Annotated in this window: 23 protein-coding genes; 14 read left to right on the forward strand and 9 right to left on the reverse strand. The window is 38.4% G+C overall.

Annotated features, from left to right (window positions below):
- Nucleotides 1-27: 27 nt before the first annotated feature.
- Complete coding sequence (locus AC1VNJ_RS12585) at nucleotides 28-786, reverse strand: TrmB family transcriptional regulator (protein WP_033579145.1); 759 nt, start codon at nucleotides 784-786, stop codon at nucleotides 28-30.
- A 219-nt stretch (nucleotides 787-1,005) separates the two neighbouring features.
- Here AC1VNJ_RS12585 and AC1VNJ_RS12590 point away from each other — a divergent pair, with 219 nt between their 5' ends.
- Nucleotides 1,006-1,233 carry a hypothetical protein gene (locus AC1VNJ_RS12590; protein ID WP_074680934.1) on the forward strand — a complete coding sequence of 76 codons (228 nt, stop codon included), beginning with the start codon at nucleotides 1,006-1,008 and terminating at the stop codon, nucleotides 1,231-1,233.
- Nucleotides 1,234-1,265: 32 nt separating this feature from the next.
- Here the strand turns inward: AC1VNJ_RS12590 and pssA are convergent, their stop codons facing one another.
- Nucleotides 1,266-1,757, reverse strand: a complete 492-nt coding sequence (pssA, locus tag AC1VNJ_RS12595) for a CDP-diacylglycerol--serine O-phosphatidyltransferase (RefSeq protein ID WP_196299084.1) — start codon at nucleotides 1,755-1,757, stop codon at nucleotides 1,266-1,268.
- A gap of 170 nt (nucleotides 1,758-1,927) precedes the next feature.
- Between pssA and AC1VNJ_RS12600 the strand changes: the two genes are divergently transcribed.
- The 4 genes from AC1VNJ_RS12600 to AC1VNJ_RS12615 all read left to right on the forward strand — a co-directional run bounded on the left by AC1VNJ_RS12600 (nucleotide 1,928) and on the right by AC1VNJ_RS12615 (nucleotide 3,775).
- On the forward strand, nucleotides 1,928-2,335 hold the full coding sequence (locus AC1VNJ_RS12600) for a MarR family winged helix-turn-helix transcriptional regulator (protein WP_033579142.1): 408 nt from the start codon (nucleotides 1,928-1,930) through the stop codon (nucleotides 2,333-2,335).
- Complete coding sequence (locus AC1VNJ_RS12605) at nucleotides 2,328-2,669, forward strand: DUF3147 family protein (RefSeq protein ID WP_325077895.1); 342 nt, start codon at nucleotides 2,328-2,330, stop codon at nucleotides 2,667-2,669. The genes AC1VNJ_RS12600 and AC1VNJ_RS12605 overlap by 8 nt, the downstream gene beginning before the upstream one ends.
- A 67-nt stretch (nucleotides 2,670-2,736) precedes the next feature.
- Nucleotides 2,737-3,432, forward strand: coding sequence for a class I SAM-dependent methyltransferase (locus AC1VNJ_RS12610; protein WP_482640854.1), 696 nt, complete (start codon nucleotides 2,737-2,739; stop codon nucleotides 3,430-3,432).
- Nucleotides 3,433-3,574: 142 nt separating this feature from the next.
- Nucleotides 3,575-3,775 carry a hypothetical protein gene (locus tag AC1VNJ_RS12615; RefSeq protein WP_482640855.1) on the forward strand — a complete coding sequence of 67 codons (201 nt, stop codon included), beginning with the start codon at nucleotides 3,575-3,577 and terminating at the stop codon, nucleotides 3,773-3,775.
- Here the strand turns inward: AC1VNJ_RS12615 and AC1VNJ_RS12620 are convergent.
- The 5 genes from AC1VNJ_RS12620 to AC1VNJ_RS12640 form a co-directional block, all read right to left on the reverse strand.
- On the reverse strand, nucleotides 3,772-4,242 hold the full coding sequence (locus tag AC1VNJ_RS12620; protein ID WP_033579138.1) for a DUF4188 domain-containing protein: 471 nt from the start codon (nucleotides 4,240-4,242) through the stop codon (nucleotides 3,772-3,774). The two genes, AC1VNJ_RS12615 and AC1VNJ_RS12620, sit on opposite strands and share 4 nt — an antisense overlap.
- On the reverse strand, nucleotides 4,239-4,793 hold the full coding sequence (locus AC1VNJ_RS12625; RefSeq protein WP_482640856.1) for a PadR family transcriptional regulator: 555 nt from the start codon (nucleotides 4,791-4,793) through the stop codon (nucleotides 4,239-4,241). Before AC1VNJ_RS12625 ends, AC1VNJ_RS12620 begins: the two co-directional genes overlap by 4 nt.
- A gap of 78 nt (nucleotides 4,794-4,871) precedes the next feature.
- Complete coding sequence (locus AC1VNJ_RS12630; protein ID WP_013057274.1) at nucleotides 4,872-5,003, reverse strand: hypothetical protein; 132 nt, start codon at nucleotides 5,001-5,003, stop codon at nucleotides 4,872-4,874.
- A gap of 92 nt (nucleotides 5,004-5,095) precedes the next feature.
- Nucleotides 5,096-5,992 (reverse strand): dynamitin family protein, encoded by an 897-nt coding sequence (locus AC1VNJ_RS12635; protein WP_482640857.1) that lies wholly within the window; start codon nucleotides 5,990-5,992, stop codon nucleotides 5,096-5,098.
- 147 nt (nucleotides 5,993-6,139) lie between these two features.
- Nucleotides 6,140-6,613, reverse strand: a complete 474-nt coding sequence (locus tag AC1VNJ_RS12640; RefSeq protein WP_155008072.1) for an Hsp20/alpha crystallin family protein — start codon at nucleotides 6,611-6,613, stop codon at nucleotides 6,140-6,142.
- Between the two features lie 70 nt (nucleotides 6,614-6,683).
- On the opposite strand from AC1VNJ_RS12640, the gene AC1VNJ_RS12645 reads away from it, so the two are divergent.
- A complete protein-coding gene (locus tag AC1VNJ_RS12645; protein WP_033579134.1) occupies nucleotides 6,684-6,923 on the forward strand; it encodes a hypothetical protein in 240 nt (79 codons plus the stop codon).
- A 125-nt stretch (nucleotides 6,924-7,048) separates the two neighbouring features.
- Here AC1VNJ_RS12645 and AC1VNJ_RS12650 read toward each other — a convergent pair whose 3' ends face one another.
- Together AC1VNJ_RS12650 and AC1VNJ_RS12655 are read right to left on the reverse strand one after the other, a co-directional pair.
- Complete coding sequence (locus AC1VNJ_RS12650; protein WP_013057270.1) at nucleotides 7,049-7,282, reverse strand: hypothetical protein; 234 nt, start codon at nucleotides 7,280-7,282, stop codon at nucleotides 7,049-7,051.
- A 12-nt stretch (nucleotides 7,283-7,294) separates the two neighbouring features.
- A complete protein-coding gene (locus tag AC1VNJ_RS12655; protein WP_033579133.1) occupies nucleotides 7,295-7,525 on the reverse strand; it encodes a hypothetical protein in 231 nt (76 codons plus the stop codon).
- A 184-nt stretch (nucleotides 7,526-7,709) separates the two neighbouring features.
- On the opposite strand from AC1VNJ_RS12655, the gene AC1VNJ_RS12660 reads away from it, so the two are divergent.
- The 8 genes from AC1VNJ_RS12660 (at nucleotide 7,710) to AC1VNJ_RS12695 (ending at nucleotide 17,256) form a co-directional block, all read left to right on the forward strand.
- Nucleotides 7,710-8,714, forward strand: coding sequence for an XdhC family protein (locus AC1VNJ_RS12660; protein ID WP_482640858.1), 1,005 nt, complete (start codon nucleotides 7,710-7,712; stop codon nucleotides 8,712-8,714).
- Between the two features lie 2 nt (nucleotides 8,715-8,716).
- The gene (locus AC1VNJ_RS12665) at nucleotides 8,717-9,361 is read left to right on the forward strand and encodes an NTP transferase domain-containing protein (protein WP_482640859.1); all 645 of its coding nucleotides are present in this window, start codon (nucleotides 8,717-8,719) and stop codon (nucleotides 9,359-9,361) included.
- A gap of 18 nt (nucleotides 9,362-9,379) precedes the next feature.
- Nucleotides 9,380-11,710: a xanthine dehydrogenase family protein molybdopterin-binding subunit gene (locus AC1VNJ_RS12670; RefSeq protein WP_482640860.1), complete on the forward strand. Its 2,331-nt coding sequence runs from the start codon at nucleotides 9,380-9,382 to the stop codon at nucleotides 11,708-11,710.
- Entirely contained in the window at nucleotides 11,697-12,530 is an 834-nt protein-coding gene (locus AC1VNJ_RS12675; protein ID WP_155008074.1) for an FAD binding domain-containing protein, read from the forward strand. Before AC1VNJ_RS12670 ends, AC1VNJ_RS12675 begins: the two co-directional genes overlap by 14 nt.
- Nucleotide 12,531: 1 nt before the next feature.
- On the forward strand, nucleotides 12,532-13,011 hold the full coding sequence (locus AC1VNJ_RS12680; RefSeq protein ID WP_155008075.1) for a (2Fe-2S)-binding protein: 480 nt from the start codon (nucleotides 12,532-12,534) through the stop codon (nucleotides 13,009-13,011).
- Between the two features lie 71 nt (nucleotides 13,012-13,082).
- Nucleotides 13,083-13,535, forward strand: a complete 453-nt coding sequence (locus AC1VNJ_RS12685) for a hypothetical protein (protein ID WP_372454456.1) — start codon at nucleotides 13,083-13,085, stop codon at nucleotides 13,533-13,535.
- A 420-nt stretch (nucleotides 13,536-13,955) separates the two neighbouring features.
- Nucleotides 13,956-15,590 (forward strand): MrcB family domain-containing protein, encoded by a 1,635-nt coding sequence (locus AC1VNJ_RS12690; RefSeq protein WP_482640861.1) that lies wholly within the window; start codon nucleotides 13,956-13,958, stop codon nucleotides 15,588-15,590.
- On the forward strand, nucleotides 15,544-17,256 hold the full coding sequence (locus tag AC1VNJ_RS12695) for a DUF2357 domain-containing protein (RefSeq protein WP_482640862.1): 1,713 nt from the start codon (nucleotides 15,544-15,546) through the stop codon (nucleotides 17,254-17,256). The genes AC1VNJ_RS12690 and AC1VNJ_RS12695 overlap by 47 nt, the downstream gene beginning before the upstream one ends.
- Nucleotides 17,257-17,410: the final 154 nt, after the last annotated feature.

A 17,410-nucleotide genomic window follows, 5' to 3' on the forward strand; every position in this document is an offset into this window, starting at 1 on the left:
AAGGTTACTAATGAATTAGTAACCTTTTTAATATCGCAGTCGAGTAAGCAGCTCCATGATCTCAGAATCCTGAAGAAGCTGCTCTTGATATTTCTTTGTAATATGGGTAAGTGCGACATCATGATAAAAGAAATCAGCAAAAACTTTTACAAGCGGCTGCGACATGGTTTTTATTGCTTTCCATGTCTCATGTTCAATGCCGGCAAATAAAAGGTAGGCATCGTCAACAATAATCAACTGCGACGGCTCAAGGTTTTTATGATCGTCTATTGGATTTAATGTATGTAAATGTTTGAGGGCAGTCTGCAAGTTTCCTATGGTTAAGACCTCGACGTTTACGCCTTGTTTCTCTTTTTCTTCTAGCAATGAGCGATAATGTTCCAACTCATCATTCCAAGCCGATAAAATAATAGAAGATTCCGCTTCTTGAATCAACTGTTCAATGTGAGCAGAAATAGAGGATTTATCTTTTAAACTCCAAACATGATCATCTGTAAACGTTCTTTTAATTTTATATGTTTTTAATTCATTAATGTCATTTTCAAAATCAGCAGTAAGTTTTTGAATGACGGTTTGAAGGGCTACCGCTGAATAAAGTTTCTTTTTCCCGGACAATGTATTTACTACAATGCCTTTATCAATTAAACGATTAAGTACTTCATAAATCTTTGCTTTTGGAACATGCGAATACGTGACAATCGAACTAGCATCCAGCGGACCTTCATTCGCAAGCAGCGCTTCATATACTTGACTTTCATACTGAGAAAAACCAAATTTTTGCAGCATAATTCTCTATTCATCATCCTTTCTTTTTTTTTAGTATATCACGGTTTGTAAAAGTATTACTAATTGTAACTATATCTTATTAAACTATGTTCTAAATAATCAAAAAAGATAAAAAATAGGCTATTAAAGGGTCTTTACTACGATAAAACTATTTTTAATCATGTGCTTTTCATACTAAAACACTCATCATCGGGTAAAGAAAAGAAAGAGGTGAAAAAAATGAAGAAAAATGAAAAACTACTGTTGAAAAAAATGAACATGAAACAGCAAAGAGAAGTGGCTGCTCAGCTTGAAGACGTACTGGATTCCTTACTGTCTCTTGAAGAAAAATTATGCTCAGCACCTGATAATAGCGAGTGGCTGTCTTTACAAGCTCAGCTTGAAAAAAGAGAACATGAGCTGAAATTCAAGCATAAAATGCTGTGTGAGGAATGGACAGCGCTATAAAAGACAGGCATTTTGTCTGTCTTTTATGGCATCTAAATTTTCATGATCCGGATAGGACTCACCATCAAAATGGCTAAAATAATCATAAGATAAGGATTCACATAATAAAACATGCCGAGCAGTGCGATAATTAGAGCTGGAAAAGGAATAGGCAGCCCTATAAAATAACCTACGGTTGGATTTGCGCTAAATTTAGCTAATCTCAATGCACCCATGCTTGGATAAATCATAAAAGCGAGTACCGTTAGCCAAGAGTGGGGAGAAAGAGTATGAAATAGCATTGCAGGCGCTACGCCAAAGCTTATAATATCAGCCAAAGAATCTAGCTCTACACCAAACTCACTGTTAACTTTTAGCTTTCTGGCAATTTTGCCGTCAAATAAATCGAAAAAAGCGGCTAAAAAAATAAAAAGAGCAGCTAAGCGTTCGTAGCTGTTCATATTAAAGGCTATGGAAAATACGCCGCTTAGCAAATTTCCAATCGTAAAGAGATTCGGAACCCATTTTAACAGTCGAAGAATCAATGTCATACAACCGCCTTTCACAGTGTGTACAATTAGTGTAACTGTTAAATCGTATTATTATGTGAGATGCAAGATAAAAAGAAAGGAGTATTGAAAACGTGCTGTCGTTTCTGTAATATATATCGTATAATACGATAATAACTAAAAATACGATATAAAGGAGCAGGATCATGAAAGTAGAGGAGTTAAACAGCTATTGGACGTCTATTTATTATCATTTGCACTATACGCATCAAGAGAAAATTACGCACCAAACCATACGTCTTTTGCAGCATATCGACAAATCATCTTCGGTTGGAATAAGAGAAATCGCAGATTATTTAACTATTTCACATAATACGGCATCTGAACATGTAAAGAGAAGCATCAAGAAAGGATATGTGTATAAAAATAGAGATATACAGGATGAAAGAAAAGTAATTCTGCATTTAACAGAAGCAGGAAAAGACATCTTAAAACGGAATTCAAGCTTGGATGAAGAAAAAGTATCAGCTATTTTACGCGAAATGACAGCATCTGAAAAACAGCTGATTCAACAGGCTTTTCAGTTATTGAGCGAGCGTGCAGAACATGTATAGTATCATCAAAATTTTAATGTCGGCTCTTATTATTGCAGGGGTAACAGAAATGGCCAAAAGATTTCCGGCATACGGTGGAATCGTGGCTGCTCTTCCAATTGTGAGCTTACTAAGTATTATATGGTTGTCAGTGCAAGGAGAAAAAAAGGAAGTGGTCAGTCAGTTTACACTTGGCGTTCTTTATGGACTCCCAGGCACTATTTTATTACTTGCTGTCGTCTATATTTGTGTAAAAAACTCCCTTCATTTGTTTGTGAGTTTATCCATAGGACTTATGTGTTGGGCCTTGTTTTTAGTGCTTCAAAAGATGGTGATTAACCTAATTACTACATAAACTATTGGAATTTAATCCAATTTTCTGTAAAATAAAGGTCTAAGTAAAAAATAGGAGCTGAGTAGAGTTGAGTTTAGCAGAGAAAAAGTTAGGAATTGACCGAGTTGTTTTTATCGGCAGAACGTTTGAAGAGTATAGAGCTATGTTTAATTTGAATGACAAGCGTTTAAAAGGAAAAAAAGTGTTAGATTGTGCTAGCGGAGCCTGTTCTTTTACTGCTCATGCCTTGCAGCAAGGTACGAAGGCTACTAGCTGTGATATTGCCTATAAATTTACGGCAGAAGAGCTTGAAAAGAAGGGAAGCCTGGATTTAATTCATACGATGAATCAAATGCAGCACGTACAGGAGCAATATGTGTGGAAATATTTTTCATCTATTGATAATTTAACTGAACATCGAAAAAGAGCATTAAAAGATTGTATTGCTCATATGAAAAAGAGCCCCGAAGCCTATCAGTACGGAGCGCTTCCTAATTTGCCGTTTCAAAAGAACGAGTTTGATTTAACGCTTTGTGCAAACTTTTTATTTATGTACAGCGACCGGTTAGATTATACGTTTCATTTAGAGGCTTTAAAAGAACTGATACGCGTTACAAAAGAGGAAGTGCGCTTGTTTCCTTTAACGGACCTGAGCGGCAAGATTTCTACCTATTTGCCGCAGCTTTTAGAAGAGATTGCGCCTCTAGTAAAAGGAACAGAAATAGCAGATGTCCCGTATGAATTTCAAAAAGGTGCCAATCAAATGCTGAAAATATATGTATAACAAGTGTAATGAAGAGGCTGAGGAAAAAGTATTTTAGCCCAAGTGAAAAACGAACCCTTGATCAAACATGTTAATCAAGGGTTCGTTTTTTTTCTTTTGTTAGGGTGAACGTATGTTTCATCTGTGCCATTCCTTTTAGCAGTTGATTGGAGGGCAAGGCGAAGACTCCTGCGGGAACAGCGGAACAGGTGAGACCCCGCAGGAGCGGAAGCGACGAGGAGGCTCACTGGCCGCCCGCGGAAAGCGAAGCCTTGCATGGAAATCAACTGCGGCGTCACAAGCGGTTCAGCTCATGTATCCCATTTGTTCGTCTTTAGATTGGATTCATTTCGTCATGTCTTAACCTCTTTTAACATTCAAACGTTTTTTAGCAGTTTGAGTATGCTTCGTTATGGTTTCACATCCAAGCGCTTTAGCTAAGCCGAACGAAGGCATATTCACATATACTGATTCATAATTTCCTGCAGGAATGACGTACGTTTCATGATAAATGCCAACTGCATTCGTTTTTGAAGCCTGTTTATAAAAAGAATTCCAAGCTTTTAAGTGCTGAGGACCTTTGGCATAGGAGGTCAATTGATCAACTGACTCCCAATATTGAATCAGCGTAATGGTTCTTAAATTAAACGATCCTTGCAAAGATAAAAAGCCAAGATTTTTGTTTGCATACAACTCTCGAATCATAGGAGGCATTGCTTTAAATACAGGGAGCCATTTGTGTACGGCTGTCCATTTATTAATACGCATTCCTATAACAAAGACGACCAGATCCTGACCGGGCTTAGCCATTACACGATTGGAATGAATCATAAATTCTGGGCCTCCTCATCATATAATTTATTAATCGTATCTTTGCACCATTCTATCGAAGCACGAGTTGTTCGTTTACCGTAGTCTAGGGTAATAAGCCAATACGTTCTGTCAGGAGAAGGGCTTTTAGAAATGCTGTCTTCGATTCCGCAATACATGTGATAGCGTTCAGTTAGTTTCTGCTGAGCGTTTTTTAACTGCGAAATTGTAAAGTCCTTTTCTTGGTGACTACTAAAAAATAGTTTTAACAAAAGTTCATTTCGTTCTGAGGGGAGCTGCTTAATAGGTTCACGCAGCCAATCTTGCAGAACTTCTTTTCCTTTAGTTGTTATTGCGTACACTTTTTTATCCGGTTTATCAGTTTGAGCAACGGAATTTACCGTTGCTAGTTCTTCATTCACAAGCTTTTGTAAAGTGGGATAAATTTGACCATAGCTAATTTTCCAAAAATGATTTAAACTTCGATCCATTAACCGCTTAATTTCATAACCAGTTCTGCATTCAGTGGTAAGCAGTCCTAAAATCGCATATGTTGTTTGATTTTCCTTCATTTACTTTCCTCACCTATATCTTTTTGATATATATATATTACCATAAACAGGATATTATTCAATAAAAAAACGCGAGAGTTATGCACTCTCGCGTCTAAAAAAAGGTTTGTATTGCTGAACCATCATTTGCGAAGCAGCAATAAATAAAAAGATAAAGCCTCCACACATTAACAACATGACAGCACCTATTCTCCATAAAAGCTTTGGCATCAGCATATCTCCTTTTTTGAAGTTATTACCTATAGTGTAAAGAATAGCTTGCAAAAATTCTAGTTATAACTAAATATAATTTTATAACTTTTTTAGACTGACTCTTCCTTTGGATCATCTTCATCAAAAATAGGAACTTCTGTATACGCTTCTTCTTTTTCGAAAGCGGAAGAAGAATTCTCTTTATCCTCTTGTGCAGGCTTCGTTTTACCAGAAGAAATATCTGATTTAGCGTTTTTTAACTCTTCCATATCTTTTTGGATTTGGTCCGTGAAATCCTTTGGTATAGCTCCGCTTCCGTATGTAGCTCCGATGTTTAAAGCACCGCCGAGCTCCTTAATGCCCACTTGGCCAATATTGTTGTTTTGTTCGTATCTATCAAGAAAAAATTTATCAATATGAATAGGCGGAGGAGCATTTTCTAAAAGTGCCGCTTTTTGATGAATCAATCTTACTTCTTCTTGAAGAGAAGACGTACGTTTTAGCATGTCCACCTGTACTTCAGTTAAAAGCGACATGCTTTGCTCTAATGCTGAAACTCTGTTATCTAGTTCGGTCATTTTTTCGACATAAGGAGCCATTTGTTTCTCTACAGATTGTTCTACTAAGCTAGCTATATCCGGATAAGGCACAGCTTCTTTCTTTTTATCGCGAGGATTTTGCGTGGAGATGATTTGTTCCAATTGCGCTACTTTTTCTTTTAAAAAATGAAGCTGCCTAGCAGTCTCTTGCATGTCTTTTGTATATGATTGTTCAGTGTTTTTGTGAGCATCTCTTTGTGAAGATGAAGAATCGTTGGAAAGCACTGGCTGAGCCTCCAGCTTTTTTTTGAACATTATGAGAGAACCCATTTGCGGTTCGAGTTTTAAAAAACGGTTCATGTGAACTTCAAGCGTGTTAATACGCTTGATTTGATGTTTGAAGTCCGCTAGCTCAGTTTGAAGATGTTGGTTAGTCTGTTTGGGGTTAAAAAATCCTTTCATAGACATTTCGCTTCTCCTCATCTTGGGCTTATTTCCTCTGTAATCACAGTTAGATAAATAAATATTGATTCAGTTTGGGAGTTAATATTAAATTTTTTGCATTTATAAATGCTTATGTGCAGCATTACATTTCATTCGTAAAACTACTAAACCTTATTCAATATGAATACGCTCTTCTTGAAAAAACTGCCTGTGATAAGAAAGAATAAGCAGTCCATTTTCAAATTTTGCACGCAGATGATGCGCATCTGTAGGCTCAGGCAATTCGATAATTCGGTTGAAATCTCCAGAAGGTCGTTCTTGTACAACAGGCTGCCCTGTAATGAAAGGGTGGGGCGAGCCTTTTAATAGAAGCCGGCTGCCTGAAACAGAAACGTGCAAGTTTTCTTTTAGATAACCAGGCAGGTCAGCGATAACAATGATCTCGTGAGGAGTAACATAAATGTCGATAGGTGGAAAATTACTTCTAGGAGGTTGAGGAGCCTGATGCGAATCCTGAGCAGTCATATCCATATTTTCTTTCATAAATTCGTTAAAAGCAGTTTGATCAAAAACACCGTTCCAAAAGTCGTTTGTTTGATATTTTTTAGCGAATTCCATCCACTGCATAAGTTTATCAAAGTCCATATGGTTTCCTCCTTACCACACATCATAAAAAGATGGAATTTGAATATAGTTTGAAAAGGGGGTGGTTTAAATGTCAGGTGCATCTATAAATATTAATATTTTAATGCTAAAGATAAATTCCTTTGAAAATGCGTCTGCGGTAAATATCGGACAGAATTTACTAGCAGACTGGAATAATTCAGATAAAAAAACACAGGGGTTTGGGCAAAATTTCGGTGATGATAGCGGGTTTATAGGAACGAGAAGCTGTGTTGATGATCGTGATCAAATTGATAGCCCATCGTCTTTTCAAAAAGTACCCATTTCATAGAAAGAGCCTAATAAATATAGCCAGTTCAGACGCAGGTTATATTTATTAGGCATCAGGTTGAATACTAGTAGACGAATAGATGAAGGTATGCTGCTAGTCATGCTCGTTAGAGGCGGTGTAGAAGCTTAAATTACGCTGTTTTTAACTGAGTTTGAATCGTTTACGTCTGAATCTATAATCCATGAGAACGGAGTTACGTTTGGAGAAAAATCTCCGTTTGATTCTCCTAGTCCTTGATTACGTTTATAAGATACGAACACGTCAAGCTGCTGATTAGGTCCTATGCTTAAAACGGATGAATTATCCAGAACGTTCACTTTGAAGGCTTGTAAGTTAATGACCATAGGTGAAAAAATCATATGTTTTCCTCCTTATTTATCATTTTTTGTTGCAAATGCATCCACATAATCATTATCTACAGTTTTGTAAGCAGATCCTGCTGAAAAACATTGATCAGCGAGCTGCTGTCCGAAGGCCTGATTTTTCTTTGCTGTGACATACCTTGTAACTTTTGACGTATTTCCAATAGAAATACTGCTTGCTTGATCAGCACTGCGAACGTTCAATTTTCCTAAGTTGATTTTTGTTGAGTCAAATAGCATACTATTCTCCTTTCAAACGACAGTTCTTCTAAGTCTTTAAAAGCTTATTGTAACTTCGTTGAAAATATGAATAATACATGGATTCATTCCGAGAGTAGAAGTAGTCTACTGTAGCGTATTTTAGTTCTCCACAAAACGTGAAAAGATTTTAAAAAATCAGTAGTAAAAGGAGGAAATAATAAAAATGCACGACATTTTACATACTGTAGAAAAATCAACAGTAAAAAGCGTGTTGGCAACGATTATTCATGTAGAAGGATCCTCTTATTTAAAAGAAGGAACGTCCATGCTGTTTCAAGAAAACGGGGAGAACATTGGGATGTTAAGCGCTGGTTGTGTGGAAGCAGATCTTGCTGAGCGCGTAAAAGAGTTGTTCGACACTGAGCACGTATTAACCGTTACGTACAATTTAAAAGAAGGAGGTGATGCGGGGTGGGGACAAGGAGCAGGCTGCAATGGAATTCTCTATATTCTCCTAGAGCCTGTAACTGCGAAGACGAAGCAAGATCTTTTGCGGGTAAAACGCCATTTAGATAACCGAAATCCTGTTTTGCATATTAAAAAATTAGAAAAAGACTTTGTTCAAACAACCTCTTTTTATGTAGAAAAGACGGGCCAAACATTTGGTGCAAATAGCGACGAATCATCTTTTGCAACAGATGATTGGAATGGGAGAAAGAGCGGCATTCAACTTTCAAATTGCTCTCTGCTCACATATGCTCATCTATATAAACCGAAGCCTCGTCTAATTATATGGGGAGCAGGTGCTGATGCAAAATATTTAGTATCACTTGCTGCCAATACGGGGTTTTTTGTTACTTTATGCGACTGGAGACCGGCTTTATGTAATAAGGAACATTTTCCGCTAGCAGAGGAAATACAGATTGGATTCCCGGAGGAAGTAGAGAAACACTTGTCCGTTCAGAGCGATGATTTTGTTGTGATTATGACGCATAATTTTTATCGCGATCAAGAAATTCTCTCGCTATTAAAATCAAGTCCTGTGAAGTATATAGGAGTTTTAGGGTCTAAAAAGCGAACGCTTCGATTATTGAATACCGATATTCCTTCCCATATTCATTCGCCCGTGGGACTTTCTATAGGAGCGGTAGGACCGCAGGAAATTGCGGTTAGTATTCTTGCTGAATTAATTGAGATCCTCCGAATGTATGATGAAAAAAAGGGGTGAAAATGTCCGGGTTAAATATTGTTGCTGTTTATCTTGCCGCGGGAGCTAGTAAAAGGATGGGCAGCAATAAGCTGCTGCTGCCTTTAGGGAATGGATGTTTAGGGAGTAAAGCTTTACGAACAGCGGTTTGTTCAAAAGTAAATCATACGATAGTAGTCACAAAGAAAGGAGATTCTCTTGAGTGGATTGACCCTATTCTTTTTTCAGAAGCATATCAGCAGAAGTGGAGTCATACTTCTTGTAGTAGCGCCTTAAAAGGTCAGTCTGCGTCTTTAAAATGCGGATTAAAAAAAGCAAAAGAATTAAGCGCTGATGCTATTATTGTGCTGCTGGCAGATCAGCCTCTTATAAGTATCGTGCTGATAGATACATTTGTTTCTCTGTTTGAGAACCATTCCTCTGCTCCGTTTATTTCTTCTTTTTATCAAGGAATTGCCAGAGCACCGGTTTTATTTTCAAAACAAATGTTTTCAAGCTTGGATAAGCTGCAAGGAGATCAAGGAGCAAGAAAAATCATAAGACAAAACGGACCTGGAGATGGAATGTCTTATGAATGTACCGACGCTTCTCTTTTCATGGATGTTGATACAAAACAAGCGTATGAACGCATTAAAAAGATATATAAAGAGAAATGTAGACGGGTTTGATTGACGGAGGTGAAAAGAGTGGATGTTATTGGGAAAAGCGTGATTCGAAAAGATGCGTTAGAAAAAGTGACGGGAACAGCTCGGTACACGAATGATTACAGTTTTAAAGGTTCCCTTCACGCCAAAATAGTAGTCAGTCCTTACGCTCATGCAAGAATTCAAGCAATAGACATTCAAGCAGTGATCGCTACTCACGGTGTTCATGCAGTTGTGACGGGTGAGCATTTGCCGTTAACCGGAGAGGGAGTTCGTGACCGGCGACCGCTTGCGTTTGAAAAAGTGCGGTATCACGGAGAAGCCGTAGTCCTTATAGTAGCAGAGACTCCTGCACTCGCTGAGCGTGCGGCGAGTGCTGTTCATATTCAATATGAGCCGTTACCTGTCGTTCATTCTCCTAGCGCCGCTATTGAGCCGGATTCTCCTTTAGTGCATGAACATATGCACATCTACAAGCATGATGAAACGGTGTATCCAGAGCCCGGCACCAACGTAGCAAACAGAGTCAAAATACGAAAAGGCAATATGGAAGAAGGTTGGCAAAAAAGTGAGTTAATAGTTGAAGAAACGTTTTCTCTATCTCCTTCAGATCACGCGGCAATGGAAACAAGAAGTGCCGCTGCTGAAATTCTTCCGAATGGATTAGTTAAAATTATCACTTCTTCTCAAGCTCCTTTTATGGTGAAAAAATTAATCAGTGAGTACTTTGAAATTGAAGCGGGAAAAGTGATCGTTGAAACACCGCTAGTAGGAGGAGGCTACGGAGGAAAAGCAGCTGTCCAGCTGGAGTTGCTTGCATATATAGCTTCAAAAGCTGTTGGTGGAAGACTGGTTAAAATATTAAATACAAGAGAAGAAGATATGCTCACTTCGCCTGCTCACATAGGTCTAGATGCCAAAATTAAGTTAGGTTGTTCCAAAGAGGGACTCTTGCAGGCTGCTGACATTCTTTATTTGTTTGACAGCGGTGCTTATGCAGATAAAGGAACGGACCTGAGTAAAGCTGCAGCAGCTGACTGTACAGGACCTTATCGTCTTGAACATATTTTTTGTGATTCATTATGTGTATATACAAATCACCCTTATGCTTCTCCTTTTCGAGGATTCAGCCACTCAGAACTATTATTTGCGTTCGAGCGCACGATGGACATCCTTGCTAAAAAAGCAGGTATAGATCCTTTGGAGTTTAGAGAAAAAAATGCTATTTTGCCGGGCGATACTACGCCTACGCAAGTACGTTTAACGTCTAGCAGCGTGGGTAACTTACCAGAATGTATTCGTCGCTTGAAGCAGCTGATCAAATGGGAGGAAGGACAGAGAACGGTGCATGAAAACGGCCTTATTACTGCTAAGGGGATTAGCTGCGTCTGGAAAACCTCTACCATTGAAACAAACGCAGGTTCCGGTGTTATTCTCACATTCAATCCGGATGGAAGCGTGAATTTAATGTCTGGCGTTATTGAATTAGGCACGGGAACGAAAACCGTGCTCGCGCAAATACTGGCTGAAAAATTGCAGATGCGCGTGGAACGCATTCATGTGCGAATGGAAGTAGATACTCAAACGACTCCTGAACATTGGAAAACGGTGGCTAGCAGAGGCACTTTTATGGCAGGAAGAGCGGTTTTAGAAGCCGCTGAAGATGTGATTAATCAATTAAAAAAGATAGCTTCTTGTATATTTCGAGCTTCTGAGGAAGATATCGAAATAAAAAATGAGAAAGTTTTTTTACGGGATGAGCCTGAAACATCCTTGGCCTTTAAAGAAATTGTATATGGCTATAAATATCCGAACGGAAATGCAATTGGAGGGCAAATTATAGGGAGAGGCAACTATATTTTAAGAGGGATGACCTACTTGGATAAAGAAACGGGAGCTGGGCGTCCGGGGCCTGAATGGACGGTAGCAGCTGAAGGAGTTGAAGTGGAATATAATCCTAGAACGTATAGATATCGTATTGTAAAAGCTGTCTCTGTTATTGATATAGGAACCGTGCTAAACGAGAAAATGGCACGCGGGCAAGTCATGGGTGCGATGAGTATGGGGCTATCGTTTGCAGGCAGAGAAACATTTTGGTTTGATTCAAATGGCCGTATTTTAAATCCTCAGCTTCGGAAATATCGTCCTCTTCGCTACGGAGAGCATCCGGAGTACGTAGTAGATTTTATTCATACGCCTCAATTAGATGCGGCGTACGGAGCTAGAGGAGTCGGAGAACACGGGCTGCTTGGTATGCCGGCTTCTTTAGGAAACAGCTTAACGGTGGCGGCAGAAACAGAATTAAACCAACTTCCGCTTATTCCAGAATTGATTTGGAGAATGAAAGAAGGGAATGCTGATGATTTCATTTGACTTTGAATATCACAAACCTGGAACTGTTTCAGAAGCAGTTGCCTTGTTTCAAGAGTTAGAGAATCAAGGCAAACAGCCGCGGTATTATGCTGGCGGTACCGAAATTCTGACATTAGGCAGATTGGGTTTGTTTGTTACCCATGCTGTTATTGATATAAAAAATATACCTGAATTTCAACAAACCGAAGCTAATGAAGATTGGATGATTTTTGGTGCAGGAGTAACGTTAACTGAACTGGAAGATAAAAATTTGTTTCCTTTATTAAGTAAGTCTGCTAGCGAAGTGGCTGATCACACGGCTCGAAATAAAATAACGCTAGGAGGAAATATTTGTGGGCATATTTTTTATCGAGAAGCGGTATTGCCGCTGCTTTTAACAGATAGTCAACTTGCAGTGGCAGGTCCGGCTGGAACCAATATCTATTCGATTCACGACCTTTTTAACCGGCGTTTGCAGCTGGAAAACGGAGAACTTCTTGTTCAGGTGTTTGTTGAAAAGAAGTACGCTGCCCTGCCATATATGAGTATAAAAGAACGCCAGCAGTGGGATACAGGATATCCATTAGTGACAATAGCAGCGTTAAAAACAGAAGGAACCATCCGAGTAGCTTTCAGCGGAGTATGTTCGTTTCCTTTTCGCTCAGCAGAAATAGAAGAAGTGCTAAATCATAAAGAAACGCCATTAGAAGCTCGAATTCAAAATGCTCTTGATTATATACCGGCTCCAATTTTAAATGATGGGGAAGGGTCGAATCGCTATCGCAAATTTGTGATTAAAAATCTATTGTTTGATATTTTCACAGAGCTGGGAGGAACGTAACGTGCTAAAAGATGAACGGTATAGAATAACAATTAAGCTAAAGGTTAACGGTGAAGAAAAAATGGTTGATATCCGAACAGCAGATACGTTGCTTTACGTATTAAGAGAAAAGCTGGGCCTTACCGGAGCAAAACCAGGCTGTTTAAACGGGGACTGTGGGGCTTGTACAGTAGGGATAAATCAGCGGCCAATGAAATCTTGTCTCATGTTAGCGGCAGAAACAGAAGAGAAAGAAATAATGACTATAGAAGGGCTGAAGAGTTCACCTATGCAAAAAGCTTTTATTGAACACTTTGCTTTTCAGTGCGGTTATTGCACATCGGGTTTTATCATGAATGCTCATTTGCTTTCCAAACACCATCCTTCAGGCAGTGACAATATTATAAAGGAGTGGCTTGCTTCCAATATATGCAGATGTACAGGGTATAAAGAAATTGAAGACGCAGTAAAATCTGTTTTACACTTTTCGGAGCGGGAGTGAGACGGGAAAAAGAAAAAATAGAATAACATTTACACGTGTTTAGAATAGTATGTGCTAAGGGTGTGGAGAATGTGGAATGGAAAAGCGGCTTTGACAAAGAAAGGGAACTGATCTTTGCCATTCAACGAAATCTGGATGTAGTAACAGCTATATTATTATTAACTGGCCAAATAACAATTATAGGCGTATTTGTGACACCCGGAGCTTTTCGTATTTCAGTAGGGGGACCTATTACAGGAACTAGCCGAATAGAAGGAAAAGACGGAGATGCGGGAATTAATATCATTATTGATATGATTGATGTGATTCTTGCGGCGTTGCTGCTTAATAACCAGATCAATGTGTCGGGCGCCTTTATTTCTTCTGGAAGGTTTACCATTAATGTAAGTGGACCTATTTTTGGCGTTCCTAAAACAGAACCTGCATTAAGTGAACTAAATCAATCCTCTCAGTTTTTTCATCGTACCGTATCAAAACATTTTTATGTAAATCCTGACTTAGTTGAAAAATTTACAAAGGACTGATTAAGATGTCATTAACGGATATACCTACAGTAAGACCTTCAGAGACGAGTATTTTTCTTATCGCGCTACCGCTGATTATTTTTATTTTTTTCTTTACTCAGCCAAAAGCATCAGACATCAAATAATCATGTAGCATAATGGCGATTGTATCACTGTGTACAGAAGCTGCCTATTTTTCTGTTCGTATCATTACCTCTTCATTCATTAAGCCCCTAACGCTTTTCTTTTCGGTCATGTTTCATTAAAATGAACATAAACATATATGTAGAGAAAAGAATAATGTAGTGTTTTCTAACGTTATAAAATAGCTTACGATACGAAGAAAGCGTCTATAATAAAAGAAACGAAACTTTTGCGTGGTCAACTGACGATGCTTTTTATTTTTACAAACTGCAGTGAAGGCAGAAAGGAGAGAATTCGATGAGTTTGCGCGATCGGCTGCTTTATGTAGCTGAACATTATAAACAAATGGGTGGAGACGTACTTGTAAAACACGAAGTAGAAAATATGCTTACACGCCGGCTTCCGATTTCTCTTTATCGATTGGAGCATATAAATCGAGAAGAAATGCGTATATCGGGCCACCACGCTGAAACATTTCCTTACGTGACTCTTGCTAATAAGAATATAGAGAGTGATGTGATAGTAGCATATTTATTCAGTGAAGACGGTCAGCGCATTTACTTAGTCATGATGAAAGGAGATGCAGGGGAAGGAACTGATCTGAAAGACATTCGTTTTTTTACTCCTGAACATGCCCGCGTATTGAAAGATAATCATATTGTCATTGGTACAAGCATGGAAGCGAAAAGCTTTGAGGATAGAGTAGCTCTTTACCTTCCTTACAATATAGCAGACTTACCTAATAATGATCAGCTTCAAGATGATTTGCATTTACTGCTGAGTATGCATGAACAGTATATAAAAACATACGGAATGAGCAAAGAGATGATTGGCGATAAAGACGCCATCGTCCACATTCATGAGTATATTAAGAAATCTGGATTTACATACGAACGACAAGATATAGCCAACGCCTACTTTGCTTTAAAGACCAAGCCTTTTATTGTTTTATCAGGAATGAGCGGGACGGGAAAAACAAAGCTTGCGCAGCTCTTAGCAGATAGTATCGGTGCCACGATTGAAAATGGCAGACAAGTGCTTATTCCAGTTCGGCCCGATTGGCACGATAGTTCAGATTTATTAGGGTATATTGATTTAAGAGGAGATTTTCGCAGAGGATCGTTTCTGTCAATTATGCAGCAAGCCATTCAGCATCCAGCTTACACATATGTTGCCATATTGGATGAAATGAACTTAGCTCGAGTTGAACATTATTTTAGCGATATTTTAAGCGTGATGGAAAGCAGAAGCTGGTCAAAAGGGAAAATCAAAACGGCTCCGTTATTTCCTGGACATAAGATGTTCCGAGATATTTATTTGCCATCTAACCTTCTCATTATCGGTACCATTAATATGGATGAAACAACTCATGGGTTTAGTCAAAAGTTGTTAGATCGTACCAACACCATTGAGCTGAATAAGATTCAGCTAGATTCTTTTGATTTTTTAGATGATAGAGATCCATCTCGGCACAGTATTGAAAATGTACAAATTCAAAGTCAATACGTTCACTTAAAAGATGCGTATGTTGAACATGCTGAGCTCATTCACGAAGTAACAAATGAACTGCTAACCGTCAACGAGATGCTTACAGAAGTCGATTTGCAAATAGGTTACCGCGTACGCGACGAAATATGCTTTTATCTAATTTACGCAGTGAAAAGCGGAGTGTTTACATTTGATCAGGCGTTTGATTTTCAGATATTGCAAAAAGTTTTGCCTCGTATTTCAGGAAGCGATGCTTACACATTTGACCTATTAAAAAATCTTTATTATTACTGTACAAATACGCTGCTCGATGATGAATTTGAGACAGCTGTTGTCAACGCAGACGGGATGAGATTTCCTAAAAGTGCACGCAAAATAATGGAGATGATGAGACGTTTTGAAGTATACGGATACACGTCATTTTGGATTAATACCGTACGTTGAAATTGAAACCGATACGTGTACGGTGGTTATAAAAGGAAAGAATAAGAAAAAAATAAAATCTGCAGAAGAAGTGATGTTTTTTTCTTGTACGGGAAAAGGAATCACACATGTAAAAGTACTAAATCAAACAAAAGGCATGATGACTTCCAAACCGCCGCTTGAGCCTTTATTTTTTGAAAATGAAACCTATCAAATTACAGTTGTTTCAAAAAATGAAACAAGTCTGTTTGTTAATCACGACTCAAAAGCAGTTGAACAAAGTTTTCAAACCGTAGGATTTCCCTACATTTTAACAGGAAATATAAGCTTTCAAAATGAGGTAGGGTATTCTACGTTTCATGTCTACAGTGAAATAGAAAAAGAGCTGTCTTTTACTCTTGAAATTTTCCCATCAAAGATGAGCTACAAGACAGATTATGTACGCATGGTTGATGAAGTGAACGGATACATTCATGATTTGGCATACGATATGCTCCGTAAAACGTATATTGAAGCAAAATCGGTTTGGTCTAAACAAGCAACATGGACGGAATTTTATCATGTGCTCTCTCACTATATGAAACCCTTTCTTCATTCTGTTCGTCAGATTGAGAATCAGCCGTTTCAATCGGTAAAAGTTGAACATGAGCTCATGAGAGGAGATCAAATAAAAAAACAAGATAGCCAGGCTATATCATTTGTCCGAACACACCCTACCTATCTTGCATCTTCAAGCAGAGGAATTAAAATTAATCGGCATATAAAAGTAGTACCTACAAAAGCAATTGGCACAAGACATGTAGCTATCTATGATAATTTGGAAAATCAAAGTGTTAAATGGATGATGACGCAGCTGTATCACAAGCTAACTACACTAATTGACAAATTGATAGAAGATAGATATGTAAAAAAAGAAGCGGTGTCGGCTCTAGAAACCAATCATACCGAATTAAAAAGGCTGCTAAACAATGTGTTCTGGCAAAGAGTGAAGACCATACAAGTTTCAACTCTTCCTTCTACACTCCGTACGGCACCCCGCTACCGGGAAGCAAGCAGATACTTTATGTTCTTAACGCGAGGGTTGGCTCTTAACGGAGAGTTTTACCACCTTTCATTAAAAGATATCGCAACTCTCTATGAATACTGGACGTATGTTAGTCTTTTAAAGAAGTTGCAAATTTACGGCAAACGAATAGAACAAAACATCATGACAACGACAGAACAAGGGTTGAATGTCAGAGTGCAGGCCTCTTACCATCGTTTTCAGGTGGGAAAAGCAGAAGTAACGCTATGGTATCAAAAAGAATACCATCATACTCATACTGTTATCCAAAAGCCGGACTTGCTGCTTGAAGTAAAGCAAGGGGAGAAAAAAAGTGTATATCTTTTTGACGCTAAGTATCGTATCAAACCAAATCACGATACGCCCTCTCCTAGAGAAGAAGATATTAATACCATGCACCGTTACCGAGACGCTATTGTAGAGGAAAATGGAATAAAACCGGTACAAACAGCGGTTGTGCTGTTTCCAGGGAAAGCAGAAGGCTATAAGCAGCATCATTTTTATAAAAGTATTGAACGCGTTGGAGTGGGTGCGCTGCCTTTTTTGCCGGGAGAGGAAGGGCTAGTAGAAGAATTTATTAGAACTATTTGTACGGAAGAACCAAATCTTTTCAGCGCTGATTAGGTAAATAGGTAGAACGTGAACAAGCCCTTTTTTTATGCGTTGACATAGTGTTAAGTTTTTTATGTTTTGATGACATTTCGAGATTTTAGTTGTATTTTCCTGTTGAATTTTCTAGAATAGTAGAGAATAAAACCGTATCGAAAAGAAGTCGTAT

The organism is Priestia sp. 3CA3 (assembly GCF_056836725.1).

Coding starts and splice junctions, on each gene's coding strand:
- AC1VNJ_RS12655 (WP_033579133.1), bottom strand. CDS start 7,525: ATGCTATTTGACTCAACAAAAATCAACTTAGGAAAATTGAACGTTCGC.
- AC1VNJ_RS12630 (WP_013057274.1), bottom strand. CDS start 5,003: ATGCCAAAGCTTTTATGGAGAATAGGTGCTGTCATGTTGTTAATGTGT.
- AC1VNJ_RS12590 (WP_074680934.1), top strand. CDS start 1,006: ATGAAGAAAAATGAAAAACTACTGTTGAAAAAAATGAACATGAAACAG.
- AC1VNJ_RS12660 (WP_482640858.1), top strand. CDS start 7,710: ATGCACGACATTTTACATACTGTAGAAAAATCAACAGTAAAAAGCGTG.
- AC1VNJ_RS12625 (WP_482640856.1), bottom strand. CDS start 4,793: ATGAAGGAAAATCAAACAACATATGCGATTTTAGGACTGCTTACCACT.
- AC1VNJ_RS12585 (WP_033579145.1), bottom strand. CDS start 786: ATGCTGCAAAAATTTGGTTTTTCTCAGTATGAAAGTCAAGTATATGAA.
- AC1VNJ_RS12640 (WP_155008072.1), bottom strand. CDS start 6,613: ATGGACTTTGATAAACTTATGCAGTGGATGGAATTCGCTAAAAAATAT.
- AC1VNJ_RS12605 (WP_325077895.1), top strand. CDS start 2,328: ATGTATAGTATCATCAAAATTTTAATGTCGGCTCTTATTATTGCAGGG.
- AC1VNJ_RS12645 (WP_033579134.1), top strand. CDS start 6,684: ATGTCAGGTGCATCTATAAATATTAATATTTTAATGCTAAAGATAAAT.
- AC1VNJ_RS12635 (WP_482640857.1), bottom strand. CDS start 5,992: ATGTCTATGAAAGGATTTTTTAACCCCAAACAGACTAACCAACATCTT.
- AC1VNJ_RS12665 (WP_482640859.1), top strand. CDS start 8,717: ATGTCCGGGTTAAATATTGTTGCTGTTTATCTTGCCGCGGGAGCTAGT.
- AC1VNJ_RS12650 (WP_013057270.1), bottom strand. CDS start 7,282: ATGATTTTTTCACCTATGGTCATTAACTTACAAGCCTTCAAAGTGAAC.
- AC1VNJ_RS12600 (WP_033579142.1), top strand. CDS start 1,928: ATGAAAGTAGAGGAGTTAAACAGCTATTGGACGTCTATTTATTATCAT.
- AC1VNJ_RS12690 (WP_482640861.1), top strand. CDS start 13,956: ATGAGTTTGCGCGATCGGCTGCTTTATGTAGCTGAACATTATAAACAA.
- AC1VNJ_RS12675 (WP_155008074.1), top strand. CDS start 11,697: ATGATTTCATTTGACTTTGAATATCACAAACCTGGAACTGTTTCAGAA.
- AC1VNJ_RS12620 (WP_033579138.1), bottom strand. CDS start 4,242: ATGATTCATTCCAATCGTGTAATGGCTAAGCCCGGTCAGGATCTGGTC.